Source organism: Streptomyces sp. NPDC085946, from assembly GCF_044540485.1.
Classification (GTDB): Bacteria; Actinomycetota; Actinomycetes; order Streptomycetales; family Streptomycetaceae; genus Streptomyces.
The window spans coordinates 67,212-88,255 of the sequence record NZ_JBITSF010000023.1 but is presented as its reverse complement, the minus strand read 5'-3'; the positions used below and the strand labels follow the sequence as shown (position 1 = coordinate 88,255).

At 75.2% G+C, this 21,044-nt stretch carries 20 protein-coding genes and 1 tRNA gene; 5 read left to right on the top strand and 16 right to left on the bottom strand.

The window, feature by feature from the left end:
• Positions 1–173: 173 nt before the first annotated feature.
• The 8 genes from katG to ACIF8T_RS33015 all read right to left on the bottom strand — a co-directional run bounded on the left by katG (position 174) and on the right by ACIF8T_RS33015 (position 7,693).
• Positions 174–2,399, bottom strand: coding sequence for a catalase/peroxidase HPI (gene katG / locus ACIF8T_RS33050; RefSeq protein ID WP_400040182.1), 2,226 nt, complete (start codon positions 2,397–2,399; stop codon positions 174–176).
• A gap of 34 nt (positions 2,400–2,433) precedes the next feature.
• Positions 2,434–2,871, bottom strand: a complete 438-nt coding sequence (locus ACIF8T_RS33045; RefSeq protein ID WP_400040180.1) for a Fur family transcriptional regulator — start codon at positions 2,869–2,871, stop codon at positions 2,434–2,436.
• Between the two features lie 276 nt (positions 2,872–3,147).
• The gene (locus tag ACIF8T_RS33040; RefSeq protein ID WP_400040210.1) at positions 3,148–3,675 is read right to left on the bottom strand and encodes an NUDIX hydrolase family protein; all 528 of its coding nucleotides are present in this window, start codon (positions 3,673–3,675) and stop codon (positions 3,148–3,150) included.
• 102 nt (positions 3,676–3,777) lie between these two features.
• Entirely contained in the window at positions 3,778–4,593 is an 816-nt protein-coding gene (locus tag ACIF8T_RS33035; RefSeq protein WP_400040178.1) for an SAM-dependent methyltransferase, read from the bottom strand.
• 1,017 nt (positions 4,594–5,610) lie between these two features.
• Entirely contained in the window at positions 5,611–5,955 is a 345-nt protein-coding gene (locus ACIF8T_RS33030; protein WP_400040176.1) for a DUF3140 domain-containing protein, read from the bottom strand.
• 103 nt (positions 5,956–6,058) lie between these two features.
• Positions 6,059–6,547, bottom strand: a complete 489-nt coding sequence (locus ACIF8T_RS33025) for a Dps family protein (protein ID WP_400040174.1) — start codon at positions 6,545–6,547, stop codon at positions 6,059–6,061.
• Entirely contained in the window at positions 6,544–6,816 is a 273-nt protein-coding gene (locus ACIF8T_RS33020; RefSeq protein ID WP_400040172.1) for a WhiB family transcriptional regulator, read from the bottom strand. Before ACIF8T_RS33020 ends, ACIF8T_RS33025 begins: the two co-directional genes overlap by 4 nt.
• Positions 6,817–6,868: 52 nt before the next feature.
• Complete coding sequence (locus tag ACIF8T_RS33015) at positions 6,869–7,693, bottom strand: lysophospholipase (RefSeq protein ID WP_400040171.1); 825 nt, start codon at positions 7,691–7,693, stop codon at positions 6,869–6,871.
• A gap of 149 nt (positions 7,694–7,842) precedes the next feature.
• On the opposite strand from ACIF8T_RS33015, the gene ACIF8T_RS33010 reads away from it, so the two are divergent.
• On the top strand, positions 7,843–9,030 hold the full coding sequence (locus ACIF8T_RS33010) for a thiolase family protein (RefSeq protein ID WP_400040170.1): 1,188 nt from the start codon (positions 7,843–7,845) through the stop codon (positions 9,028–9,030).
• A gap of 367 nt (positions 9,031–9,397) precedes the next feature.
• Positions 9,398–10,171, top strand: coding sequence for a sulfite exporter TauE/SafE family protein (locus ACIF8T_RS33005; protein WP_400040168.1), 774 nt, complete (start codon positions 9,398–9,400; stop codon positions 10,169–10,171).
• A 14-nt stretch (positions 10,172–10,185) separates the two neighbouring features.
• Here ACIF8T_RS33005 and ACIF8T_RS33000 read toward each other — a convergent pair whose 3' ends face one another.
• Positions 10,186–10,983, bottom strand: coding sequence for an HAD-IIA family hydrolase (locus ACIF8T_RS33000; protein ID WP_400040166.1), 798 nt, complete (start codon positions 10,981–10,983; stop codon positions 10,186–10,188).
• 146 nt (positions 10,984–11,129) lie between these two features.
• Here ACIF8T_RS33000 and ACIF8T_RS32995 point away from each other — a divergent pair, with 146 nt between their 5' ends.
• The gene (locus ACIF8T_RS32995; RefSeq protein ID WP_400040164.1) at positions 11,130–11,978 is read left to right on the top strand and encodes a cobalt-precorrin-6A reductase; all 849 of its coding nucleotides are present in this window, start codon (positions 11,130–11,132) and stop codon (positions 11,976–11,978) included.
• Here the strand turns inward: ACIF8T_RS32995 and cobF are convergent.
• The gene (gene cobF, locus ACIF8T_RS32990) at positions 11,945–12,718 is read right to left on the bottom strand and encodes a precorrin-6A synthase (deacetylating) (protein ID WP_400040162.1); all 774 of its coding nucleotides are present in this window, start codon (positions 12,716–12,718) and stop codon (positions 11,945–11,947) included. The genes ACIF8T_RS32995 and cobF overlap by 34 nt on opposite strands.
• Positions 12,719–12,806: 88 nt before the next feature.
• Complete coding sequence (locus ACIF8T_RS32985) at positions 12,807–13,334, bottom strand: DUF309 domain-containing protein (protein ID WP_400040160.1); 528 nt, start codon at positions 13,332–13,334, stop codon at positions 12,807–12,809.
• Positions 13,335–13,433: 99 nt separating this feature from the next.
• On the opposite strand from ACIF8T_RS32985, the gene ACIF8T_RS32980 reads away from it, so the two are divergent.
• Both ACIF8T_RS32980 and ACIF8T_RS32975 read left to right on the top strand, forming a co-directional pair.
• A tRNA-Pro gene (locus ACIF8T_RS32980) sits at positions 13,434–13,507 on the top strand.
• A gap of 466 nt (positions 13,508–13,973) precedes the next feature.
• On the top strand, positions 13,974–14,957 hold the full coding sequence (locus ACIF8T_RS32975; RefSeq protein ID WP_400040158.1) for an aldo/keto reductase: 984 nt from the start codon (positions 13,974–13,976) through the stop codon (positions 14,955–14,957).
• 186 nt (positions 14,958–15,143) lie between these two features.
• Here the strand turns inward: ACIF8T_RS32975 and ACIF8T_RS32970 are convergent, their stop codons facing one another.
• The 5 genes from ACIF8T_RS32970 to iolC form a co-directional block, all read right to left on the bottom strand.
• Complete coding sequence (locus ACIF8T_RS32970; protein ID WP_400040156.1) at positions 15,144–15,929, bottom strand: GntR family transcriptional regulator; 786 nt, start codon at positions 15,927–15,929, stop codon at positions 15,144–15,146.
• Between the two features lie 68 nt (positions 15,930–15,997).
• Positions 15,998–17,869: a 3D-(3,5/4)-trihydroxycyclohexane-1,2-dione acylhydrolase (decyclizing) gene (iolD, locus tag ACIF8T_RS32965; protein WP_400040154.1), complete on the bottom strand. Its 1,872-nt coding sequence runs from the start codon at positions 17,867–17,869 to the stop codon at positions 15,998–16,000.
• A complete protein-coding gene (iolB, locus tag ACIF8T_RS32960) occupies positions 17,866–18,759 on the bottom strand; it encodes a 5-deoxy-glucuronate isomerase (protein WP_400040153.1) in 894 nt (297 codons plus the stop codon). The genes iolD and iolB overlap by 4 nt, the downstream gene beginning before the upstream one ends.
• Positions 18,760–18,869: 110 nt before the next feature.
• Positions 18,870–19,748, bottom strand: coding sequence for a deoxyribose-phosphate aldolase (locus ACIF8T_RS32955; protein WP_400040152.1), 879 nt, complete (start codon positions 19,746–19,748; stop codon positions 18,870–18,872).
• 30 nt (positions 19,749–19,778) lie between these two features.
• The gene (iolC, locus tag ACIF8T_RS32950) at positions 19,779–20,735 is read right to left on the bottom strand and encodes a 5-dehydro-2-deoxygluconokinase (protein WP_400040150.1); all 957 of its coding nucleotides are present in this window, start codon (positions 20,733–20,735) and stop codon (positions 19,779–19,781) included.
• Between the last annotated feature and the right edge of the window lie 309 nt (positions 20,736–21,044).

The following is a 21,044-nucleotide window of genomic DNA, read 5'->3' as shown; positions in this document are numbered from 1 at the left end:
GGCAGGGGGGCCGCTGTTAAACACCTGGCCGCCCCGCCATGCTAACCGTTTGGTGGGGGCCGTTTTCCACGGCGTGGGCATCCGGGCTTTTGCGGGGGGCCGTTCCGGCCCGCGGGGGGCCCCGACGCCGGGCCGGCCCGTGCGGGCCGGCCCGGACGCCGGGAACGGGGGGATCAGACCAGGTCGAACCGGTCCGCGTTCATGACCTTGTTCCACGCCGCGACGAAGTCGTGCACGAACTTCTCCTTCGCGTCGTCGCTCGCGTAGACCTCGGCGAGGGCGCGCAGCTCGGAGTTCGACCCGAAGACCAGGTCGGCCCGGCTGCCGGCCCACTTCAGCTCGCCCGTGGCGGCGTCACGGCCCTCGAAGGTGGTCTGGTCCTCGGAGGTCGCCTTCCACGTCGTGCCCAGGTCGAGCAGGTTGACGAAGAAGTCGTTGGTCAGCGAGCCGGGGGTGTCGGTGAGGACGCCGAGCCTGGAGCCCTGGTGGTTGGCGCCCAGGACGCGCAGACCGCCGACGAGGACCGTCATCTCCGGGGCGCTCAGACCCAGCAGGTTCGCCTTGTCGAGCAGCAGGAACTCGGCGGGCAGGCGGTTGCCCTTGCCGAGGTAGTTGCGGAACCCGTCCGCGGTCGGCTCCAGCGCTGCGAACGACTCGACGTCGGTGTGCTCCTCGGTCGCGTCCACACGCCCCGGCGTGAACGCCACCTCGATCTGGTAGCCGGCCTCCTTGGCGGCCTTCTCGACGCCCGCCGCACCGGCGAGCACGATCAGGTCGGCGAGCGAGACCTGCTTGCCGCCGGTCTGGGCGGCGTTGAACTCCTCCTGGACGCCCTCCAGGGTGCGCAGCACCAGCGCGAGCTGGTCGGGCTCGTTGACCTCCCAGGTGCGCTGCGGCTCCAGGCGGATGCGGGCACCGTTGGCGCCGCCGCGCTTGTCGCTGGTGCGGAAGGACGAGGCCGACGCCCAGGCGGTGGTCACCAGCTGGGACACCGACAGGTCGGTGGCGAGCACCTTGCTCTTGAGCAGGGCGACGTCCTCGGCGTCGATGAGCTCGTACGTCCGCTCGGGCAGCGGGTCCTGCCACAGCAGCGTCTCGGAGGGGACCTCCGGGCCGAGGTACAGCGACTTCGGGCCCATGTCGCGGTGGGTCAGCTTGAACCAGGCGCGGGCGAAGGCGTCCGCGAACTGGTCGGGGTTCTCGTAGAAGCGGCGCGAGATCTGCTCGTAGACCGGGTCGAAGCGCAGGGCCAGGTCGGTGGTGAGCATCGTCGGGCGGTGCTTCTTCGACGGGTCGTGCGCGTCGGGGATGATCTCCGGGGCGTCCTTGGCGACCCACTGCTTGGCGCCGGCCGGGGACTCCGTCAGCTCGTACTCGAACTCGAAGAGGTTCTTGAAGAAGCCGTCGCTCCACCGGGTCGGCGTGCTGGTCCAGGTGACCTCGAGGCCACTGGTGATGGTGTCGCCGCCCTTGCCGGTGCCGTAGGTGTTCCTCCAGCCCAGGCCCTGCTCCTCCATCGAGGCGGCCTCGGGGTCGGCGCCGACGTGGTCGGCCGGGCCGGCGCCGTGGGTCTTGCCGAAGGTGTGGCCGCCGGCGATCAGGGCGACGGTCTCCTCGTCGTTCATCGCCATGCGGCGGAACGTCTCGCGGATGTCGCGGGCCGCGGCCAGCGGGTCCGGGTTGCCGTTCGGGCCCTCCGGGTTGACGTAGATGAGGCCCATCTGGACCGCGCCGAGGGGGTTCTCCAGCTCGCGGTCGCCGCTGTAGCGCTGGTCGCCCAGCCAGGTGGTCTCGGGACCCCAGTAGACGTCCTCCTCCGGCTCCCAGACGTCCTCGCGGCCGCCGGCGAAGCCGAAGGTCTCGAAGCCCATCGACTCCAGGGCGACGTTGCCGGCGAGGATCAGCAGGTCGGCCCAGGACAGGCTCTGGCCGTACTTCTTCTTGACCGGCCACAGCAGACGGCGGGCCTTGTCCAGGTTGGCGTTGTCCGGCCAGCTGTTCAGCGGCGCGAAGCGCTGCTGGCCGGCGCCCGCGCCGCCGCGGCCGTCGCTGATGCGGTAGGTGCCGGCGCTGTGCCAGGCCATCCGGACGACGAGCGGGCCGTAGTGGCCGAAGTCGGCCGGCCACCAGTCCTGCGAGGTCGTCAGCACCTCGGCGATGTCCCGCTTGACCGCCGGGAGGTCGAGGGACCGGAACGCCTCGGCGTAGTCGAAGTCCTCGCCGAGCGGGTTGGCCACGGCCGGGTTCTTGGCGAGGATCTTCAGGTTGAGCCGCTCCGGCCACCACTGGCGGTTCCCCCCGCCCTGGGTCGGGTGCAGGGCGCGCCCGTGCGCGACCGGGCAGCCGCCGGTCTCCTCCGCCTTGGGGTCGGTGACGATGGCGTCGTGGTTCTCGGACATGCAAATCCTTCCGGACTGGGGTGGATCGCGGTGCTCAGGAGGTGCGAGCGGTGGAACAGCCGGGGCACAGGCCCCAGTAGATGACCTCGGCCTCGTCGACGGAGAAGCCGTGGTCGTCCGACGCGGTCAGGCAGGGGGCCTCGCCGACCGCGCAGTCGACGTCGGCGACGACGCCGCAGGACCGGCAGACGAGGTGGTGGTGGTTGTCGCCGACGCGCCCCTCGAACCGGGCCGGGCTGCCGGGCGGTTCGATGCGGCGTATCAGTCCTGCCGCGGTGAGCGCGTGCACGGCCTCGTAGACGGCTTGGAGCGAGATGTGGCCCACCCGATCGCGCACCCCGGCGGCGATCGTCTCGACGTCGAGGTGGTCGCCGCGGCGGACGGTCTCCAGCAGGGCGACGCGGGCGGCCGTCACCCGCAGCCCGGCGCCGCGCAGCTCCTCGGCGGTGGACGGGGTCTCGGACGCGGTCATGGCGCTGAACCTATCGCCGTAAACACGAGCGATACAAGAAAACGAAGGGTTAAAGTTTGAGGGGCGGGCGGGATGTTTGTCCCGTTATAGCGCGAAAGGGGGCCTGGTGGGGGTCTCCCGGGATCGGCGGGCGCGTCGCGGGGGAGCGGGCGGCGTGCGGCAGAGGCGGTGAGCGGCCAGGCGCGTCCCGACTCCGTTACCGGGCGGGCCACTTGGTGCGCAGGGGTCGGGCCCCGGTCGCGCGGCGGGACGCGAGCGGGGCCCGTGGGGTGCGTGTCAGACCGCCCAGCCCGCGTGGGCCAGCGCCTGCTTCAGCAGCACTCCGTGCCCGCCCGGCATCTCGCTCTGCACCGCCGGGGAGAGCGCCTCCTGCGGGCTGAACCACACCAGGTCCAGGGCGTCCTGCCGGGGCCGGCAGTCGCCGGTCACCGGCACGATGTAGGCGAGCGACACCGCGTGCTGCCGGGGGTCGTGGTACGGCGTGACGCCCTGCGTCGGGAAGTACTCCGCGACCGTGAACGGCTGCAGGGACGCCGGGACGCGGGGCAGCGCCACCGGGCCGAGGTCCTTCTCCAGGTGGCGCAGCAGGGCGTCGCGGACGCGTTCGTGGTGCAGGACGCGGCCGGAGACCAGGGTCCGGCTGACCGTTCCGTCGGGTCCGATGCGCAGCAGCAGCCCGACGCTGGTGACTTCACCGCTGTCGTCGACGCGCACGGGCACGGCCTCGACGTACAGGATCGGCATGCGGGCGCGCGCCAGTTCCAGCTCGTCGGGCGACAGCCAACCGGGCGTGGTTTCGGTCATGTCAGACATTGCTTGATCATACTTTCAACGGTCCGGGCGTCCTAGGCAGCCGCTCCGCGACACCTGTGAGCGGCCCCACTCGGTCGCGTGCGGCAGGACGCGTCACGGCTTCAGGGCGACCGCGCCGTACTGCGGCACGGGGGCGGGCCGGCCGCCGCCCTCGGGGTGCCACTGCGAGCAGGAGACCAGGCCCGGTTCCAGCGGCTCCAGTCCGTCGAGGAACGCGGCGATCTCGGCGCCGCTGCGGGCGGTGATCGGCGGGGTGGCGTTCTCGTTCCAGAACCGCATGGCCGGGATCTGGCCCTCGCCGCCGAGGGCCGCGTCGCTGGTGGGGTGCGTCAGGACGAGGCAACTGCCGGACGGGACGGCGGCCATGGTCGCGCGCACGACGGCCCGGGCCTCGTCGTGGTCGGGGACGAAGTTGAGGACGCCCAGCATCATCACCGCGACGGGCCGGGCGAGGTCGAGGGTCCGGGCGGCCCGTGCGAGGACGGTCCCGGGGTCGCGCACGTCGGCGTCGACGTAGTCGGTGCCGCCCTCGGGGGTGCTGGTCAGCAGGGTGCGGGAGTGGGCCAGCACGGCCGGGTCGTTGTCGACGTAGACGATCCGCGCGTCGGGGGCGACGCGCTGGGCGATCTGGTGGGTGTTGTCCGCCGTCGGCAGCCCGGTGCCGAGGTCGAGGAACTGCCGCATCCCGCGCTCGCCGGCCAGGAACGTCACCGCCCGGCGGAGGAAGGCGCGGTCCGCGCGGGCGATCTCCCGGACGACCGGGAACATGCCGGCGACGTGGTCGCCGACCCGCCGGTCGGCCTCGCAGGTGTCCGTGCCGCCGATCCAGTGGTTCCACACCCGCGCGTTGTGCGCCACGCCGGTGTCCGGCAGCCCGGCTCCGCCGGTGGGGGTGCGGTTCTCGGCCACGTCGCTGCTCCCTCTCGCCCGTGCGGTTCCCGCCGTCATTGTGCCGCCGGCGATCAGCGCTGTCCCGGGATTCGGCACAGGAGAGGGGGTGGCAGGGGAAGGGGCGGCGTGGGGGTCCGGGCGGCTCGTCCGGCGCGGCACGGGCGGCCCTCGGCCGCCCTCCCGCCCACCGCGGCGCGGACCGGCGCCGCGGCCGGGGCGGTTGGGTCGGTGGGTTGCGTCGGTCTGGCGGGTCGGTCTGGGGCGGCTGGGTCGGTGGGTTCCGTCGGCCTCGGGGGCTGGTTCGGGGTGGCCGATTCGGTGGGTTGCGTCGGTCTGGCGGGTCGGTCTGGGGCGGCTGGGTCGGTGGGTTCCGTCGGTCTCGGGGGCTGGTTCGGGGTGGCCGATTCGGTGGGTTGCGTCGGTCTGGCGGGTCGGTTCGGGGCGGCTGGTTCGGCGGGTCCCGCCGGTCTCGTGGGCCGGTCCGGTCGCCGCGTACCCCGCAATGCCTTGCCGTCGGGGCAAGGGGCCGTCTCCGGCCACGCGCGCTGTGCCTGGCGCAGGGAGATGCCGGCGCCGGCCGGACCCACTCCGGGGAACTCCCGGAGCAGGCCGCGCAGTTCGGCGCCCCCGCCGTCCGCCTGCGCGCGGCCGCCGCGGGGCGCCGCCCCGCCGGTCGGTCGGTCAACGGCCGGGCCAGGTCGCCGAGTCGGGTGGCGGTGCGCTCGTCGTAGCGCCGGTGGCCGCCCGGGCCGAGCGCGTTCACCCGCGCCCGCCCGGAGACCGCGGCCGCCCGGCGCGGATCGCGCGGCCCCGCCTCGTGCGGGGCACGGGCGGTGGCCGCGGCGACCGATCCGCGGACGCGGCACTGAGCGGATGCGCCGGCACCGGCAGCCGGTGCAGCGGCTGCGGGACATCCGCCAGCGGGTGTCCGTCAGCCGGACGCCCGCCTCCTCGGCGCACGTCCGCCCGTGCGCGCCGGCGCGTGCCCGTACGACGCGCTCGTCACGGTCCGCGACCGGGACTCCCGGACGGGCCCTACGGCTTCAGCGGGTCGTGGCCGAGTGTCATCAGCCGGTGGCGGCGGCGCGTGTCCTCGGGCGTCGTCACGGTCTCCGGCTCGTTCTCGAGGTCCGCCTCGGCGGTCACCGTGTCCACGACCTTGCGCATCACGCGGACGTCGTCGTCGGTGAGGTCGGTGCGCCGCTTCTGGAGGATGGCCAGGACGTGCTGGCCGGTGGGCGAGCCCGCCTCCTCCGGCAGCGGCTCCGTCTCCTCGTCGGCGTCCCGCATCCGCAGCCAGGCCGCGAGCTCCGCCGAGGTCATGTTCACCACGCGGTGGAAGTCCTCCCACAGCGCGTCGAGTTCGAGGGCGTCGGACATGGGGTGCCCCTTCCGTACGATCGTGCAGGCCGCGGCCCGGGGTGCGGGCGCGGCGGGAAACCGCCGCCTCGTCGTCGGGCGGCGGGGACGTCACGGCGGCGGGTCAGGCCCCGTCGCGCGGGAAGTCCTCCGCGGCGAACATCCACCGCTGCTTCTCCAGGTCGGCGGTGACGGCGATCAGCAGGTCCTGCGTGACCGGGTCGGCCTTCTCCGTCGCGTCGATCCGCTCGCGCAGCCGTCCGACGGCCGCCTCCAGCGACTCCACCATCACCCGCACGACGTCCGAGTCGCGCACCCAGCCGTTCTCCGGGGAGGGCAGCGTGAAGGCCTTGGCGATGGTCTCCGGACGGCCGTCCGGGGGCACGCCCAGCGCGGCCGAGCGTTCCGCCACCGTGTCGGCGAACGCGCGCGCCGAGGCCACCACCTCGTCGAGCTGGAGGTGGAGGGAACGGAACCGCGGTCCCACCACGTTCCAGTGCGCCTGCTTGCCGATGAGGGACAGGCCGAGCAGGTCGACGAGGGTGTCCTGCAGCGCCTCGCCGCTGACCCGGCGGGCCTCCTCGGGCAAGGTGCTCCTCACGACCGATGTCATAGAGCGCTTCTCCTTGTCGCGTCGTCCCTGGACGCGCCGGCTCCGGAGGTGCGGAGCAGCGCCACGCGTTCCTCCTCGCAGGTCCCGCCCCACACGCCCGAGGTCTGGCCGCTGCCCAGCGCGAACGTCAGGCAGTCGGCGCGGACCTCGCAGCGGGCGCAGACGCGCTTGGCGGCCGTGACGTCCCGCAGCGCGGGGCCGCGGGTGCCCACGGGGAAGAACAACTCGGGGTCCTCGCCCACGCACGCCGCCCGCCGCAACCACTCCATGCGGGCGCGGGTGCCCCTGGCGAACCGGAGCAAACGCGGCGTCCGGACGGGCTCAGCCGCCGTCGAGAACGGTGTCCAGGAAGTCCTTCATGTCCGCGAGGGCGAGTTCCCTGCCCGTCTCGTTGAACACCTCGTGCCGGGCGCCGGGGTAGATCCGCACGACCGGGTCGCCGCCGCTCAGCGCCTCGACGCCGGGGCGGCTCGCGGCCACCGGCACCAGCCGGTCGTCCTCGCCGTGCAGCCACAGCAGCGGCAGCCGGCCGGTGTCCCCGCCCTCGGACACGGTCCGCAGGGCGCGCACGAACGCCTCCGCCGTCGGCCGCTTCATCGGCCCGTGCCACACCAGCGGGTCCGCCGCGTAGGCCGCGCCCACCGCGGGGTCGCGCGACAGCGCCGCCGGGCCGACCCGCACGTCGGGGAGGTCCCCGTGGTCCCCGGCGGCGGCGAGCAGCCGGGCGGGCGTCTCCCACGCCCCGATCACCGGCCCGGACAGCACCAGCGCGGCCAGGTCGCCGCCGTACCGCTGGGCGTAGCGGGCCGCGACCAGGCCGCCCATGGAGTGCCCCGTCAGGACGACGGGCGGATCCGGGTACGCGGAGCGGGCCAGTTCCGCCACGGCCCGCAGGTCCGTCACCACCTCCTCGAAGTCCTCGATCAGCGCGCGCTCGCCCGCCGACTTCCCGTGGCCCATGTGATCGGCCGCGAAGACGGCGGCCCCGTGCGCCACCAGGGTGTCCGCGAGCTCCTCGTACCGGCCGGCGTGCTCGCCGTAGCCGTGCGCGACGAGGGCGAGGTACCGGGGCCGCCCGTGCGGCCACTCCCGTACGGCGAGCGCGCCCCGAGTGCCGGTCAGTACGTGCTCGCGGGCGTGCGCCACGGGTCCTCCTACGGGGTCGGCGAAGGTCTCCGGCGGATCTTCCCAGGGGGCGGCCCCGCGGTCTATAGTCCGAAACTAGCAGCGCTAATTAACGGTCGGCCGGTCCGGACCGCCGTCCCGGCCGAACGATGACGGTCAGGAGTCCCCTCGTGCGCCCCGTCCACTTCGCGGCCGCCCGCCGCACCCCCATCGGCAGACTGCGCGGAGCCCTGTCCACGGTCCGCCCCGACGACCTCGCCGCGACCGTGATCCGCGGGCTGGTCGCCGACCTGCCCGCCCTCGACCCCGCCCGCATCGACGACGTCTACTGGGGCGCCGCCAACCAGGCCGGCGAGGACAACCGCAACGTGGCCCGGATGGCCGCCCTGCTCGCCGGCCTGCCCGAGAGCGTGCCCGGCGCCACGGTCAACCGGCTGTGCGCCTCCGGCCTGGAGGCCGTCACCACCGCCGCCCGCACCATCGCCGCGGGCGAGGCCGACATCGTCCTCGCCGGCGGCTCCGAGTCGATGAGCCGCGCCCCCTTCGTGCTGCCGCGCCCCGACGAGGCCCTGCCGCACCGCATGGAGACCGCCGACACCCGGCTCGGCTGGCGCCTGGTCAACCCGGCGATGAAGGACCTGCACGGCGTGCTCGCCATGGGCGAGACGGCGGAGGAGGTCGCCGAGCGGTACGGCATCCCGCGCGAGCGCCAGGACGACTTCGCCCTGCGCAGCCACCGCCGGGCCGCCGACGCCCGCAAGAACGGCCACTTCGACGCCGAACTGCTGCCCGTGCGCCGGCCCGACGGCGTGGTCGTCGACAGCGACGAGTGCGTCCGCGAGGACACGTCGTACGAGAAGCTGGCGAAGCTGAAGCCGGTGTTCCGGCAGGGCGGCACCGTCACCGCGGGCAACGCCTCGCCGATGAACGACGGCGCGGCGGGACTGCTCCTGGTCAGCGAGGAGGCCCTGGAGGAGCTCGGCCTGGAGTCCCTGGGCCGCTACGTCGCCGGTGCCTCGGCGGGCGTCCACCCGGACGTGATGGGCATCGGCCCGGTCCCCGCCACCCGCAAGGTGCTGGACCGCGCCGCGTGGACGATCGGGGACATCCAGGAGGCCGAGTTCAACGAGGCGTTCGCGGCCCAGGCCCTGGCCTGCGTGGACCGGCTCGGCATCGACCCCGAGCTGGTCAACCCGAGCGGCGGCGCGATCGCGCTGGGGCACCCGCTGGGCTGCTCGGGGGCGCGCATCCTGACGACCCTGCTGCACCGGATGCGGCGCACCGGCGCGGCCCGCGGGCTCGCCACGATGTGCGTGGGCGTGGGACAGGGGAGCGCGGTGCTGGTGGAGCGGCCCTGAGGCCGCGCGGCGGGGCCGGCGCGGGTCTCGCCGGAGGCGCCCGGGTGGTCCCGGGGCGCGGTGCGTGCGGGGCGGCCCGGGGATCGTCCGGCATCCGGGCCTCCGTACCGCGTCATGCGGTGTCACCAGGCGAGATGTGCCTACCCGCGCCGGTCGCCCGCGCCCAGGGGCTGTCGTTCGGGTCAGGTCGCGGGGAATCGACTGTGTGTCGTCGGCGCCGGTGAGCGGGGCCCGGTGCGTGCGGCCGCAAGGCGGAGGAGCGCGGCGATGCGGAGCATCGGCAACCGACGACAACGCCGCGGACGCGCGTGCCGGGCCCCGCGCCCGCGGCATGATCCGAACGACAGCCCTTAGCATCGGTGTCCGCATGGACACGATGACACTCTGGTATCTCACCGGCTGGGAGTTCGCAGCCCTCGCCTTCGCCGCCCTGCTCGTCGGCTTCTCCAAGACGGCGGTCAGCGGCGCCAACACGGTCAGCCTCGCGATCTTCGCCGCCGTCCTGCCCGCCCGCGCCTCGACGGGCGTGCTGCTGCCGGTGCTGATCGCCGGGGACCTCCTCGCCGTCCTCACCTACCGGCGGCACGCCCACTGGCCCACGCTGTGGCGGCTGTTCCCGGCGGTGGCGGCGGGCGTGGTCCTCGGCACCGTGTTCCTGATGCGGGCGGACGACGGGACGGTGCGGACCTCGATCGGCGTGATCCTGCTGTTCATGGCCGGGGTGACGGTGTGGCGGCGGCGGACGGAGGGGGCGCCCCGGGAGCCGGAGGAGACCACCACCCGGACGGGCCGGATCAAGGCCCGCTCCTACGGCGTCCTCGGCGGCTTCACCACCATGGTCGCCAACGCGGGCGGCCCGGTGATGTCGATGTACCTGCTGTCGGCGGGCTTCCGCAAGCTCGGCTTCCTGGGCACGTCGGCCTTCTTCTTCCTGATCGTCAACGTGTCCAAGCTGCCGTTCAGCGCGGGCCTCGGCCTGATCGACGGCCGTTCCCTCCTGCTCGACGCGGCGCTCGTCGTGTTCGTGGTGCCCGGGGCGTTCCTCGGCGCCTGGGCCGTGAACAGGATCGACCAGCGGTTGTTCGAGCGGCTCGTGATCGCCGCGACGGTGGTGGGCGCGGTGCAGCTGCTGGTGCGCTGACGGAGGGGCGGCCGTCAGCCGGACAGCTCCCGCAGCAGGGCCGGGACGTCCGCGAAGGACCCGACCACGTGGTCGGGGGTGCCGCTCGCCGCGCGGTGCGTCTCCGGCAGGTACTTGCCGGTCCTGACCAGCACTCCGGTGATCCCGGCCCGCTGCGCCGCCAGCACGTCCGACTCGATGTCGTCGCCGACCATCACCGCCCCCCGCGCCGCCGCCCCGAGCCGGCTCAGCGCCGCGCGGAAGAAGGCGGGCGACGGCTTGCCGGTGATCTCCGCCTCGGTGCGGGCGGCCTGCTCCAGCCCGGCCAGGAAGGCGCCCGCGTCCAGGCGCAGGCCGTCGTCGGTGCGCCAGTACAGGTTGCGGTGCATGGCCACCAGCCGGGCGCCGCGCTGCAGGTGGCCGAAGGCCCGGTCGAGCGCCGCGTACCCGAACTCGGGCCCGGCCCCGCCGACGAGGACGACGTCCGGGACGGCCGTGGTGTCCGCCGGGTCCACGAGGGTGACACCGGTGAGGTCCTCCTCGATGTCGCCGCTGTTCAGCAGGGCGCAGCGGGCGCCGGGGCAATGCTCGGCGAGGTACGCGGCCGTGGCGGCGGGCGCGGTCAGGATGTCCTCGGCGGACACCGCGAACCCCGCCCCGGCGAGGGTCCCGGCGATCGACGCCCGGGTGCGGGACGTCGTGTTGGTCACCAGGGCGACGGCCCAGCCGGCCTCCCGGACCTCCCGCAGCGCCTCGGCCGCGCCGGGCAGCGGCCGCCACGAGACGGTCAGCACCCCGTCGATGTCGACCAGCAGGGCACGCACGGACTCCATGTCCGGACGATAGCCGCCCGGCCCGGGAACCGCGCGCCCGCCGGACAGCGGACCCCGCCGGACAGCGGACCCCGCCGGACAGCGGACCCCGCCGGGCAGCGGACCGGGTCGCGGGGGCGGGCCCGCGCCCCCGTACGCTCGTCGCCATGTCCCCGATCCCGCACGTGTCCCCGGCCTCGCACGTCCTCGTCCTCGGCGGCACCACGGAGGCCCGGGAACTGGCCGCCGCGCTGGCGGCCCGTCCCGGCGTCCGCGTCACCACCTCGCTCGCGGGACGCGTGGCGCGGCCGGGGGCGGTCGACGGGGAGCTCCGCACCGGCGGTTTCGGCGGCGCGGACGGGCTGGCCGCGTGGCTGCGCGAGCAGCGCGTGGACGCCCTCGTCGACGCCACGCACCCCTTCGCCGAGCGGATCACGGCGAACGCGGCCCGGGCCGCCGCCGCGGCCGGCGTTCCGGCCGTGGTCCTCCGGCGGCCCGGCTGGCGGCCGGGGCCCCGTGACCGCTGGCACCGGGTCCCCTCCCTGGAGGCGGCGGCCGCCGCGCTGCCCCGCCTCGGCCGCCGGGTGTTCCTCACCACCGGGCGGCTCGGGCTCGCCGCCTTCGCCCACCTGACGGACCTGCACTTCGTCGTCCGCTCCGTGGAACCGCCCGAGGCCCCCGTGCCGCCCGACGTCCGGGTGATCCTGGCACGCGGGCCGTTCACCGTCGCCGGCGAGACGGCGCTGCTGCGCGAGCACCGCGTCGACGTCCTGGTCACCAAGGACAGCGGGGGCGGGGCGACCGCCGCCAAGCTCACGGCCGCCCGCGCCCTGGGGCTGCCGGTGGTGGTCGTCCGGCGACCGCCGCTGCCGGAGGGCGTGGCGGCGGTGGCCGACGTGCCGGGGGTGCTGGAGCGGCTGGGCCTGACCGGGCCGCCCGGCCGCGACCGGTCGCCCGGGAAGCCGCCGCCCCGGTGGTCCGCCTACCGCTCGTCCGGGTTGCGGCGCAGCAGGTAGGTGTCCATGATCCAGCCCTTGCGGTCGCGGGCCTCGGCGCGCAGCCGCTCGATGCGGGGCGCGGCCTCGGCGATCGGCCCGGAGACGAGGATCTCGTCCGGGGTGCCCAGGTAGGCGCCCCAGTAGATGTCGATGTCCTGGTCGGCGTACTTCCGGAACGTCTGGTGCGCGTCCAGCATCACCACCACGTCGTCCACCCCGTCCGGGAAGCCCTCCCCGAGCCGCCGCCCCGTGGTGATCTGCACGGGCCGGGCCACCCGGTTGAGCCCCGTCCGGTGCCGGGCGACCAGCGACGAGACGCTGCTGATGCCGGGCACGACGTCGTACGCGAAGGCCACCGCGCCCCGCTCCAGCACCTCCTGGAGGATGCCGAGCGTGCTGTCGTACAGCGACGGGTCGCCCCACACCAGGAACGCGCCGGTGCCGTCCTCGTCCAGCTCCTCGGCGATCAGCCGCTCGTAGATCTCCGCGCGGGCGCTGCGCCAGTCCTCCACGGCGGGGGAGTAGGCCGCCCCGCCCGCCTTCCGGTCCCGGTCGGGGTCGCGCGCCTCGACGACGCGGTACGTCCCCTCGGGCAGGTGCGCGTCGAGCATGTCCCGGCGGAGCTGGGTGAGGTCCGCCTTCACCTCGCCCTTGTCGAGGATGAAGAACACGTCCGTGCCGCGCAGCGCCTTGACCGCCTGCAGGGTCAGCTGGTCGGGGTCGCCCGCGCCGATACCGATGACATGAATCTTTCGCACGCCCCGAGTCTGCCGCACAGCCCGCACGGGCCGCGCACCGCGTCCCCCGTGCGGTCCGCGGGGGACGACGGAGCGGAGCCTGTGCGCGTCAGCCCCGCAGCCGCGGCGCCCGCGCCCCCGCGTCCACGGGCCCGGCGCCCCCCTCCACGTCCCGCGCCAGCTCCCGTGCCCAGGCGGCGACTTCCGCCAGCCCGATCCCGTACGGACGGTCCTGCCCGGCCGGTCCCGCGGCCCACGCCTCGACCGCGCCCGCCCCGCGCCGCAGCAGCCGCGCCCCGCCCGTGGCGTTCCCGCGGGCCGCGTGGGTGAGCCCCACGGCGAGCTGGGCCAGGCCCCGCCACAGCTCGCGCTCCCGCTCGGGCCCCGCCTTCCAGGCGTCCTCGAACACCTCGTGCGCGTGGAACGGCTTCCCCTCGTCCAGCAGCCGCTGCGCCTCGGCCACGGTCTGCTCCGGGGCGCGCACCACGCCCTCGGGCTGCCGGGGCACGCCCTCCGCGCCGTACGGCAGGGGCCGGCCGAGCCCGTCCCGGGGCCGGGCGTTGCGCGCCCGCCCTTCGTCGTCGCGGTCCCGCGCGCCGGCCGGCCCGCCCGTGGAGGAACTGTCCATGCTGCCCATACGCCGATTGTCCCCGCCGGCGCCCCTTTGCGGCGCGGCCGGGGGTGTGGGGTAAAGTACTGTCCGCGCGATCACGCGGATTTCCGCGCGTCGGCGCACCGGGACGTGGCGCAGCTTGGTAGCGCACTTGACTGGGGGTCAAGGGGTCGCAGGTTCAAATCCTGTCGTCCCGACGGTGTGCGGGGTCCCGCGGGCTGATGCCCGCGGGGCCCTTTTCGCGTCGGTGCGCGTGACCCGGCCGTCCGCAGGCGGCACCGACGGCCCGCGGTGACAGAAGCGGGCACGACCGTCCCGCTCCCCGCCCCGCCCCGTCTCCCTCCGCTCCGCACCCGGCCGGTGCCCGACGGCCGCCACCCGGAGCACCCGGGAGCGCGGGACCCGCGGGGACGGCGCACCGGGCGAGGACGGCGACGAGGACGGCGGCGAGGACATCGAGATCCTCGAACTCCCTTCCCTCCGGGCCCCGGAGACGATCCGCGCCGGCGGGATCGCCGGCGCCAGGACGATCGCGCTCCTGCGACGGGCCGCCCCGGCGGGGCCGTTCGCCAAGTACGCCCGTACCGGCTTGACTTGGAGAGCGCTTCAAGATGAAGACTCCCGTTCGCGTGCTCCGACCGGGGCGCGAACGGGAGGAGCACCATGAAGTACCGCACGATCGGCACCGGTCCGCACACCCGCCGCGAGGTCAGCGTGCTGGCGCTCGGCGCGATGCTGTTCGGCTCGGTGACCGACGAGAGGACCTCCTTCGCCCTGCTCGACCGCTACGTCGAGGCCGGCGGGAACTTCGTCGACACGTCCGACAACTACGCCTTCTGGACCGACGGAAGCCAGGGCGGGCACAGCGAGGACCTGCTCGGCCGGTGGCGGCGCAGCCGGGGCATCGGCGACGAGGTCGTCATCGCCACCAAGCTCGGCGCCCGCCCCCTGGCCCCCGGCACGAGCTACACCGACAACCCCGAGGGCCTGTCGGCGAAGGTGATCCGCGAGTCCGCCGAGCGCAGCCGGGAACGGCTCGGCGTGGCGAAGCTGGACCTGCTGTACGCCCACATCGAGGACCACACCGTGCCCCTGCGCGAGACCGTCGAGGGCTTCGCCGCCCTGGTCGCCGAGGGCACGGTCGGCCTGCTCGGGGCGAGCAACCACGCCGTGTGGCGCGTGGAGCGCGCCCGGGCCCTCGCGGCTGCGGCCGGGCTGCCCGGCTACGAGGTCCTGCAGTACGCGCACAGCCTCCTGCGTCCCCGCACCGACGTGCCCGACGACCTGTTCCCCGACGGCAGCCTCGGCCACGCCGGCCCGGAGCTGCTCGGCTACCTGCGCGCCGAGCCCGGCCTGACCCTCGTCGCGTACTCGCCGCTGCTGAAGGGCGCCTACACCCGCCCCGAGCGGCTGCCCGCCGACTTCGACCACCCCGGCACCCCCGCCCGGCTGGCGGTGCTGCGCGAGGTGGCCCGGGAGACCGGGGCGACCGTCGACCAGGTGGTGCTGGCCTGGCAGATCGGCGGCGAGCTGCCCGTGATCCCGCTCGTCGGCGTGTCCTCGGTGGCGCAGCTGGAGGAGAACCTGGCCGCGGTCGACCTGGAGCTGACGGCGGAGCAGCGGGCCCGGCTGGACGCCGCGCACTGAGCACGCGCCACCGGTACGAGGAAGAGGGAGATCTTCGTCCACCCCCACGACCTCGCACACGGGCCGGCGCGCCGACCGGCGGCCGCCCCGGCCTGTTCACCCCACCGGCCGCGGCGGCGCCTGCCCGTACAGGGGCACCGCCCGGCACCGGGCCTGCCGCGCCCGGTCAGGCCAGTACCACGACCCTCAGGGCCTGACCAGCGGCTGGACGCCGGACGAGTACCGGGACGCCCGGTAGAGGCGGGTGCCGTACTCCACCGGGCGTCCCGTGTCGTCGTACGCCGTGCGCCGCGTGGTGAGCAGGGCGGCGCCCGCCTCCTCGTCGAGGCGGGCGGCCTCCGCGGCGGTGGCCGGGCGGGCGCCGACGGTCCGGCGGGCGCCGCGCGGGGTGATGCCGGCGGCGCGCACCGGCCGGTACAGGCCGGTGGACTCCAGACGGGCGTCGTCCAGGTCCGGCAGGCCCGTCGGCAGGTGGGCGCACGGCAGGGCGACCGGCCGGCCGTGGGTGCGGCGCGGCCGCTCCAGCAGGACGGCCTCGCCGCCCTCGGCCGTGTTCGGCGCGGCGGCGACGTCCGCGGACGCCGGGACGGTCCCGTGGCGGACGACGAGCGTGGACGGCCCCGGCCCGGCCGCCTCCAGGCCGTCGTGGAGGCCGCTCGGCCCCGGCGGGCGCCGGACCCGGCTGTGCACCACCCGCGTGCCCACCCCGCGCCGCCGGACCGGCAGCCCCTTGTCGACGAGGGACCGGACGGCCCGGCGGACGGCGGGGCGGGACAGGGCCGGGCGCACCGTCCGGCCGGCCTCGTCGCCCAGGAGGTTCCCCGGGGCGAGGACGCCTCCCCCGATCGCCGCTTCCGGCTGCTGGGCGAGCCGGTGGTGCAGCGGCACCGGGCTGCCCCGGTCCGGCGCGAAGTCCGGCGCGCCGGTCGCGGGGGCGGGCGCGGGACGCGCCCGGTCACCGGCCCTCGCCATCGGTGTACCTCCCGGTACGGGCCGCGGACGACCGGCGGCGGATCCGGCCCGCCGCGCGGACCGGGGGTTCACAGGTGGCGGCGGCGGGCCGCGGCCCGGCGGTCGTACTCCCGGCGGGCCCGCCGGGCGGCCTCCCGGGAGGCCGCCTCGGCCACCGGCACGTCCCACCAGGCCTCGGCCGGGGGAGCGGTGGGCGCCGGGTCGGTCTCGACGTAGACGCACGTCGGCCGGTCCGCGGCGCGGGCCGCGGCCAGCGCCGCGCGCAGCTCGCGCACGGTCTTCGCGCGCAGCACGTCCATGCCGAGGCTGGCGGCGTTGGCGGCGAGGTCGACGGGGAGCGGGGCGCCGGTGAAGGTGCCGTCGGCGGCCCGGTGGCGGTAGGCGGTGCCGAACCGCTCGGCGCCGACCGACTCCGACAGGCCGCCGATGGAGGCGTAGCCGTGGTTCTGGATCAGGATCACCTTCACGGGCAGGCCCTCCTGGACGGCCGTCACGAGCTCCGTCGGCATCATCAGGTAGGTGCCGTCGCCGACCAGCGCCCACACCGGGGTGCCGGGGGCGGCCTGCTGCACGCCGATCGCGGCCGGGATCTCGTAGCCCATGCAGGAGTACCCGTACTCCAGGTGGTACTGGCGCGGCGAGCGCGACCGCCACAGCTTGTGCAGGTCGCCGGGGAGCGACCCGGCCGCGTTGATCACCACGTCCTCGTCGCCGGCCACCGCGTCGAGCGCGCCGAGCACCTGGGTCTGGGTCGGGACGGCGTCCTCGTCACCGGCCCGGAGGGCGGCCTCGACGACCCGCTCCCAGCGCTCCTTGCCGGCGCGGTACCCGGCTTCGTGGGACGGGTCCACGCGGTGGCCGGCGAGCGCCCCGGCCAGCTGCTCCAGGCCGGTGCGCGCGTCGCAGACCAGGGTGCGGGCCGCCAGCTTGTGGGCGTCGAAGGCGGTGATGTTCAGGTTGAGGAACCGCACGTCCGGGTGCTGGAAGAGCGTGCCGGAGGCGGTGGTGAAGTCCGAGTAGCGGGTGCCCACGCCGATGACGAGGTCGGCGGTGCGGGCCAGGTCGTCGGCGACGGCCGTGCCGGTGTGGCCGATGCCGCCGAGGTCGGCGGGGTGGTCGTGGCGCAGCGAGCCCTTGCCGGCCTGGGTCGAGGCGACCGGGATGCCGGTGGCGTCCACCAGCGCCCGCAGGGCTCCCTCGGCCCCGCTGTGGTGGACGCCGCCGCCCGCGACGATCAGCGGGCGCCGGGCGGACCGCACCAGGCGGGCCGCCTCGGCCAGTTCGGCCGGGTCGGGCGCGGGACGCCGTACGGGCCAGACGCGCTCGGCGAAGAACCGCTCCGGCCAGTCGTACGCCTCGGCCTGCACGTCCTGCGGCAGGGCCAGGGTGACCGCGCCGGTCTCGGCGGGGTCGGCGAGCACCCGCATGGCGTTCAGCGCGGAGGCGATCAGGGCCTCGGGGCGGGTGATCCGGTCGAAGTAGCGGGACACCGGGCGCAGGGTGTCGTTGACGGACACGTCCGCCTCGACGGGGTGCTCCAGCTGCTGGAGCAGCGGGTCGGCGGCGTGCGAGGCGAAGTAGTCGCCGGGCAGCAGCAGGACCGGGAGGCGGTTGATCGTCGCGAGGGCGGCCCCGGTGACCAGGTTGGTGGCGCCCGGGCCGATCGACGTCGTCACCGCCTGCGCGGACAGGCGGTTGAGCTGGCGGGCGTACCCGACGGCCGCGTGCACCATGGACTGCTCGTTGCGGCCCTGGTGGTAGGGCATGGCGTCCGCGTACTCCACGAGCGCCTGGCCGATCCCGGCGACGTTGCCGTGGCCGAAGACGCCCCAGGTGCCGGCGACCAGCCGGTGCCGGACGCCGTCCCGCTCGGTGTACTGGGCGGACAGGAACCGCACCAGCGCCTGGGCGGTCGTCAGTCGGCGGGTGGCGGCGCTCATGCGGACCTCCCGGGGGCGGTGCAGAGGGGGAGCCGGGGGTCGACGGGCTGTGCGGGCCAGGTGTCGCGGATCCAGGCGTGGTCGGGGTGGTCGCAGATCAGCCAGGCGCGTTCGGGGTCCGGGCCCGCCATGACGTTGAGGTAGTACATGTGGTGGCCGGGCACGGCCATGGACGGCCCGTGCCAGCCGTCGGGGATCAGCACGACGTCGCCGTCGCGGACCTCGGCCAGCACGTCCGTCTCGCGGCCCGGGCCGGACGGCGAGACCCGCTGGTAGCCGAGGCCGGGCGTGCCGTCGTGGGCGGCGAACTCGAAGTAGTAGATCTCCTCCAGCACGGACTCCTCGCCCGGCCGGTGCTCGTCGTGCTTGTGCGGCGGGAACGACGACCAGTTGCCGCCGGGGGTGAGGACCTCGACCGCGATGAGCCTGTCGCAGTCGAACACCCCGGCCGCGCCGAAGTTGTTGACCTGGCGGGAGCAGGAACCGGTGCCGCGCAGCTCGACCGGCACCGACGCGGCCGGGCCGTAGCGGGCGGGCAGGCGGCGGGTGCAGCGCGCGCCGGTGAGCGCGAAGCGGCCGCCGCCGGCGGACACCACGGTCACGCGGGCGTCGCGCGGCACGTACGCGAAGTCGCTCACGCCGCTGAAGACGTCCGGGCGGCCCGCGAGGCCGAAGGTGTCGTGGCCGAGGCCGTCGGCCGCGGCGACCGTGCACGCGCCGCTGAGCGGGAGGACGATCCACTCGCTGTCACCGGTGTCGAAGGTGTGCGCGCCGCCCGGCGGCAGCTCCAGGACCCGCAGGCCGGCGTGGCCCCACCCGGCCTTCTCGGGTGTGACGTCGACGGCGTAGGGGCCGCCGAGGGCCTTGCCCGCGGGGAGGTGGTACGTCATGGTGCCCCTCTCGGATCACTGTCTCGGATCGAGGTCTCGGTTCACTGTCTCGGATCACGGTCTCGGACCACGGCCTCGGAACGGGGGCCGGCTCGCGTCCCGGAGCGCGGTCACAGCAGTGCGACGGCCGTGTCCACGGCCTGCTCCACACTGCCCTCGGCCGGGTAGAGCAGCGACCGGCCGACCACCATGCCCTGCACGGTGGGCAGCCGCAGCGCCTTGCGCCAGCGTGCGTACGCGCCCTCCTGGTCGTCGCCGACCTCGCCGCCGAGCAGCACGACCGGCAGGGTGGAGGACTCCAGCACCCCGGCCATGTCGTCGGGGTCCTCGGTGACGGGCAGCTTCAGCCAGGTGTAGGCGCTGGTGCCGCCGAGGCCCGAGGCGATGGCGATGGAGCGGGTGACGGCCTCGGCGGACAGGTCGTTGCGGACCCGGCCCCCGACGCGGCGGGAGAGGAACGGCTCGACGAAGACCGGCAGCCGCCGGGCCGCCATCGCGTCGATCGTGCGGGCGGCGGACTCCAGCGTGGTGAGCGAGCCGGGGTCGTCGTAGTCGATGCGCAGCAGCAGCTTGCCGGCGTCGAAGCCGAGGCGCTCGATGTCCTCGGGGCGGTGGCCGGTGAAGCGGTCGTCCAGCTCGAAGGCGGCCCCGGCCAGGCCGCCGCGGTTCATCGACCCCATCACGACCTTGTTCTCCAGCGCCCCCAGCAGCAGCAGGTCCTCCACCGTGTCGGCCGTGGCGAGCACCCCGTCCACGCCGGGCCGGGACAGCGCGACGCACAGCCGCCTCAGCAGGTCGGCCCGGTTGGCCATGGCCAGACGCCGGCCGCCCACGCCGAGGGCGCCGCGCGCCGGGTGGTCGGCGGCCACGATCATCAGCCGCCCGCTGTCGCCGATCAGCGGGCGGCGCGCCCGGCGGGCCGCCGCCTCGGCGACGGCCTGCGGATGCCGGGCCCTGACCGCGGTCAGGTCGGGGATGGCGAGGTTCACGTCGGGCTCCGTTCGGAAAAAGGGCTCGCGTCAGCCGCGCGCGAGGAGGCCGGCGACCTCGGACGCGGTCGGCATGGCGGAGGAGCAGGCGAGGCGCGAGGCGACGAGGGCGCCGGCGGCGTTGGCGTACCGCACGGTCGTCCCCAGGTCCCAGCCGGCCAGCAGGCCGTGGCAGAGCGAGCCGCCGAAGGCGTCGCCCGCGCCGAGGCCGTTGACCACCTCGACCGGCACCGGCGGCACCTCGGCCCGGGTGCCGTCGCGGTGCGCGGCGAGCACGCCCCTCGGGCCCTGCTTGACGACGGCCAACTCCACGCCCGCCGCCAGCAGCGCCTCGGCGCACTCCCGCGGGTCGCGCACGCCGGTGGCGATCTCGCACTCGTCGAGGTTGCCGACCGCGACGGTGGCGTGGCGCAGCGCCTCGCGGTAGTGGGGGCGGGCCTCGTCGGGGTCGCGCCAGAACATCGGGCGCCAGTCCAGGTCGAAGACGGTCGGGCCCGCCTTGTCCCGGGCGCGCAGCGCGGCGAGCGTGGCGGAGCGGCTCGGCTCCTCGCTCAGGCCGGTGCCGGTGACCCAGAAGATCCGGGCGCCGCGGACGGCCGGGAGGTCGAGTTCGTCGGCGTGGATCTCCAGGTCGGGCGCCTTGGGGCGGCGGTAGAAGTACAGCGGGAAGTCGTCCGGGGGGAAGATCTCGCAGAACGTGAGGGGGGTCGGGTAGGCGGCGACCGGGGTCACCCAGCGGTCGTCGACGCCGAAGTCCTTCAGCGCCTCGTGCAGATAGGTGCCGAAGGGGTCGTCGCCGGTGCGGGTGATGACGGCGGCGGAGCGGCCGAGCCGGGCGGCGGCGACCGCCACGTTGGCCGCCGACCCGCCGAGGAACTTCCCGAACGTCTCCACCCGCGCCAGGGGTACACCCGTCTGCAGGGGGTAGAGATCGACTCCGATGCGGCCCATCGTGATCAGGTCGAAGGACGGGGCTGGGTCGGTCATGCGCGACGCTCCTCGGGCTGCTGGGAGGCGGGTCCCCCGGTGGGCCTGCCACCGTGGGGACGGAGGATCCGGGAACCTGACGCCTCCCAGGTGTAGGTCTCCGAGGGCGACGCTGTCAATAGTTTGTACTTACATTAGGACCTGCTTGTGAAATAATGTCTTAACAAAGTATTGACAGCGGGCGCCCCAGGGACTTGGATCCCGTCCCAGCGCAACAGCCGTTCTCGCCGCACCACGACCCGGACCCGGCAGGGGTCCGGGCCCCGGATCCCCGCGATCCCGTCCTTTCCCCGCAGTAGCACAGTGAGG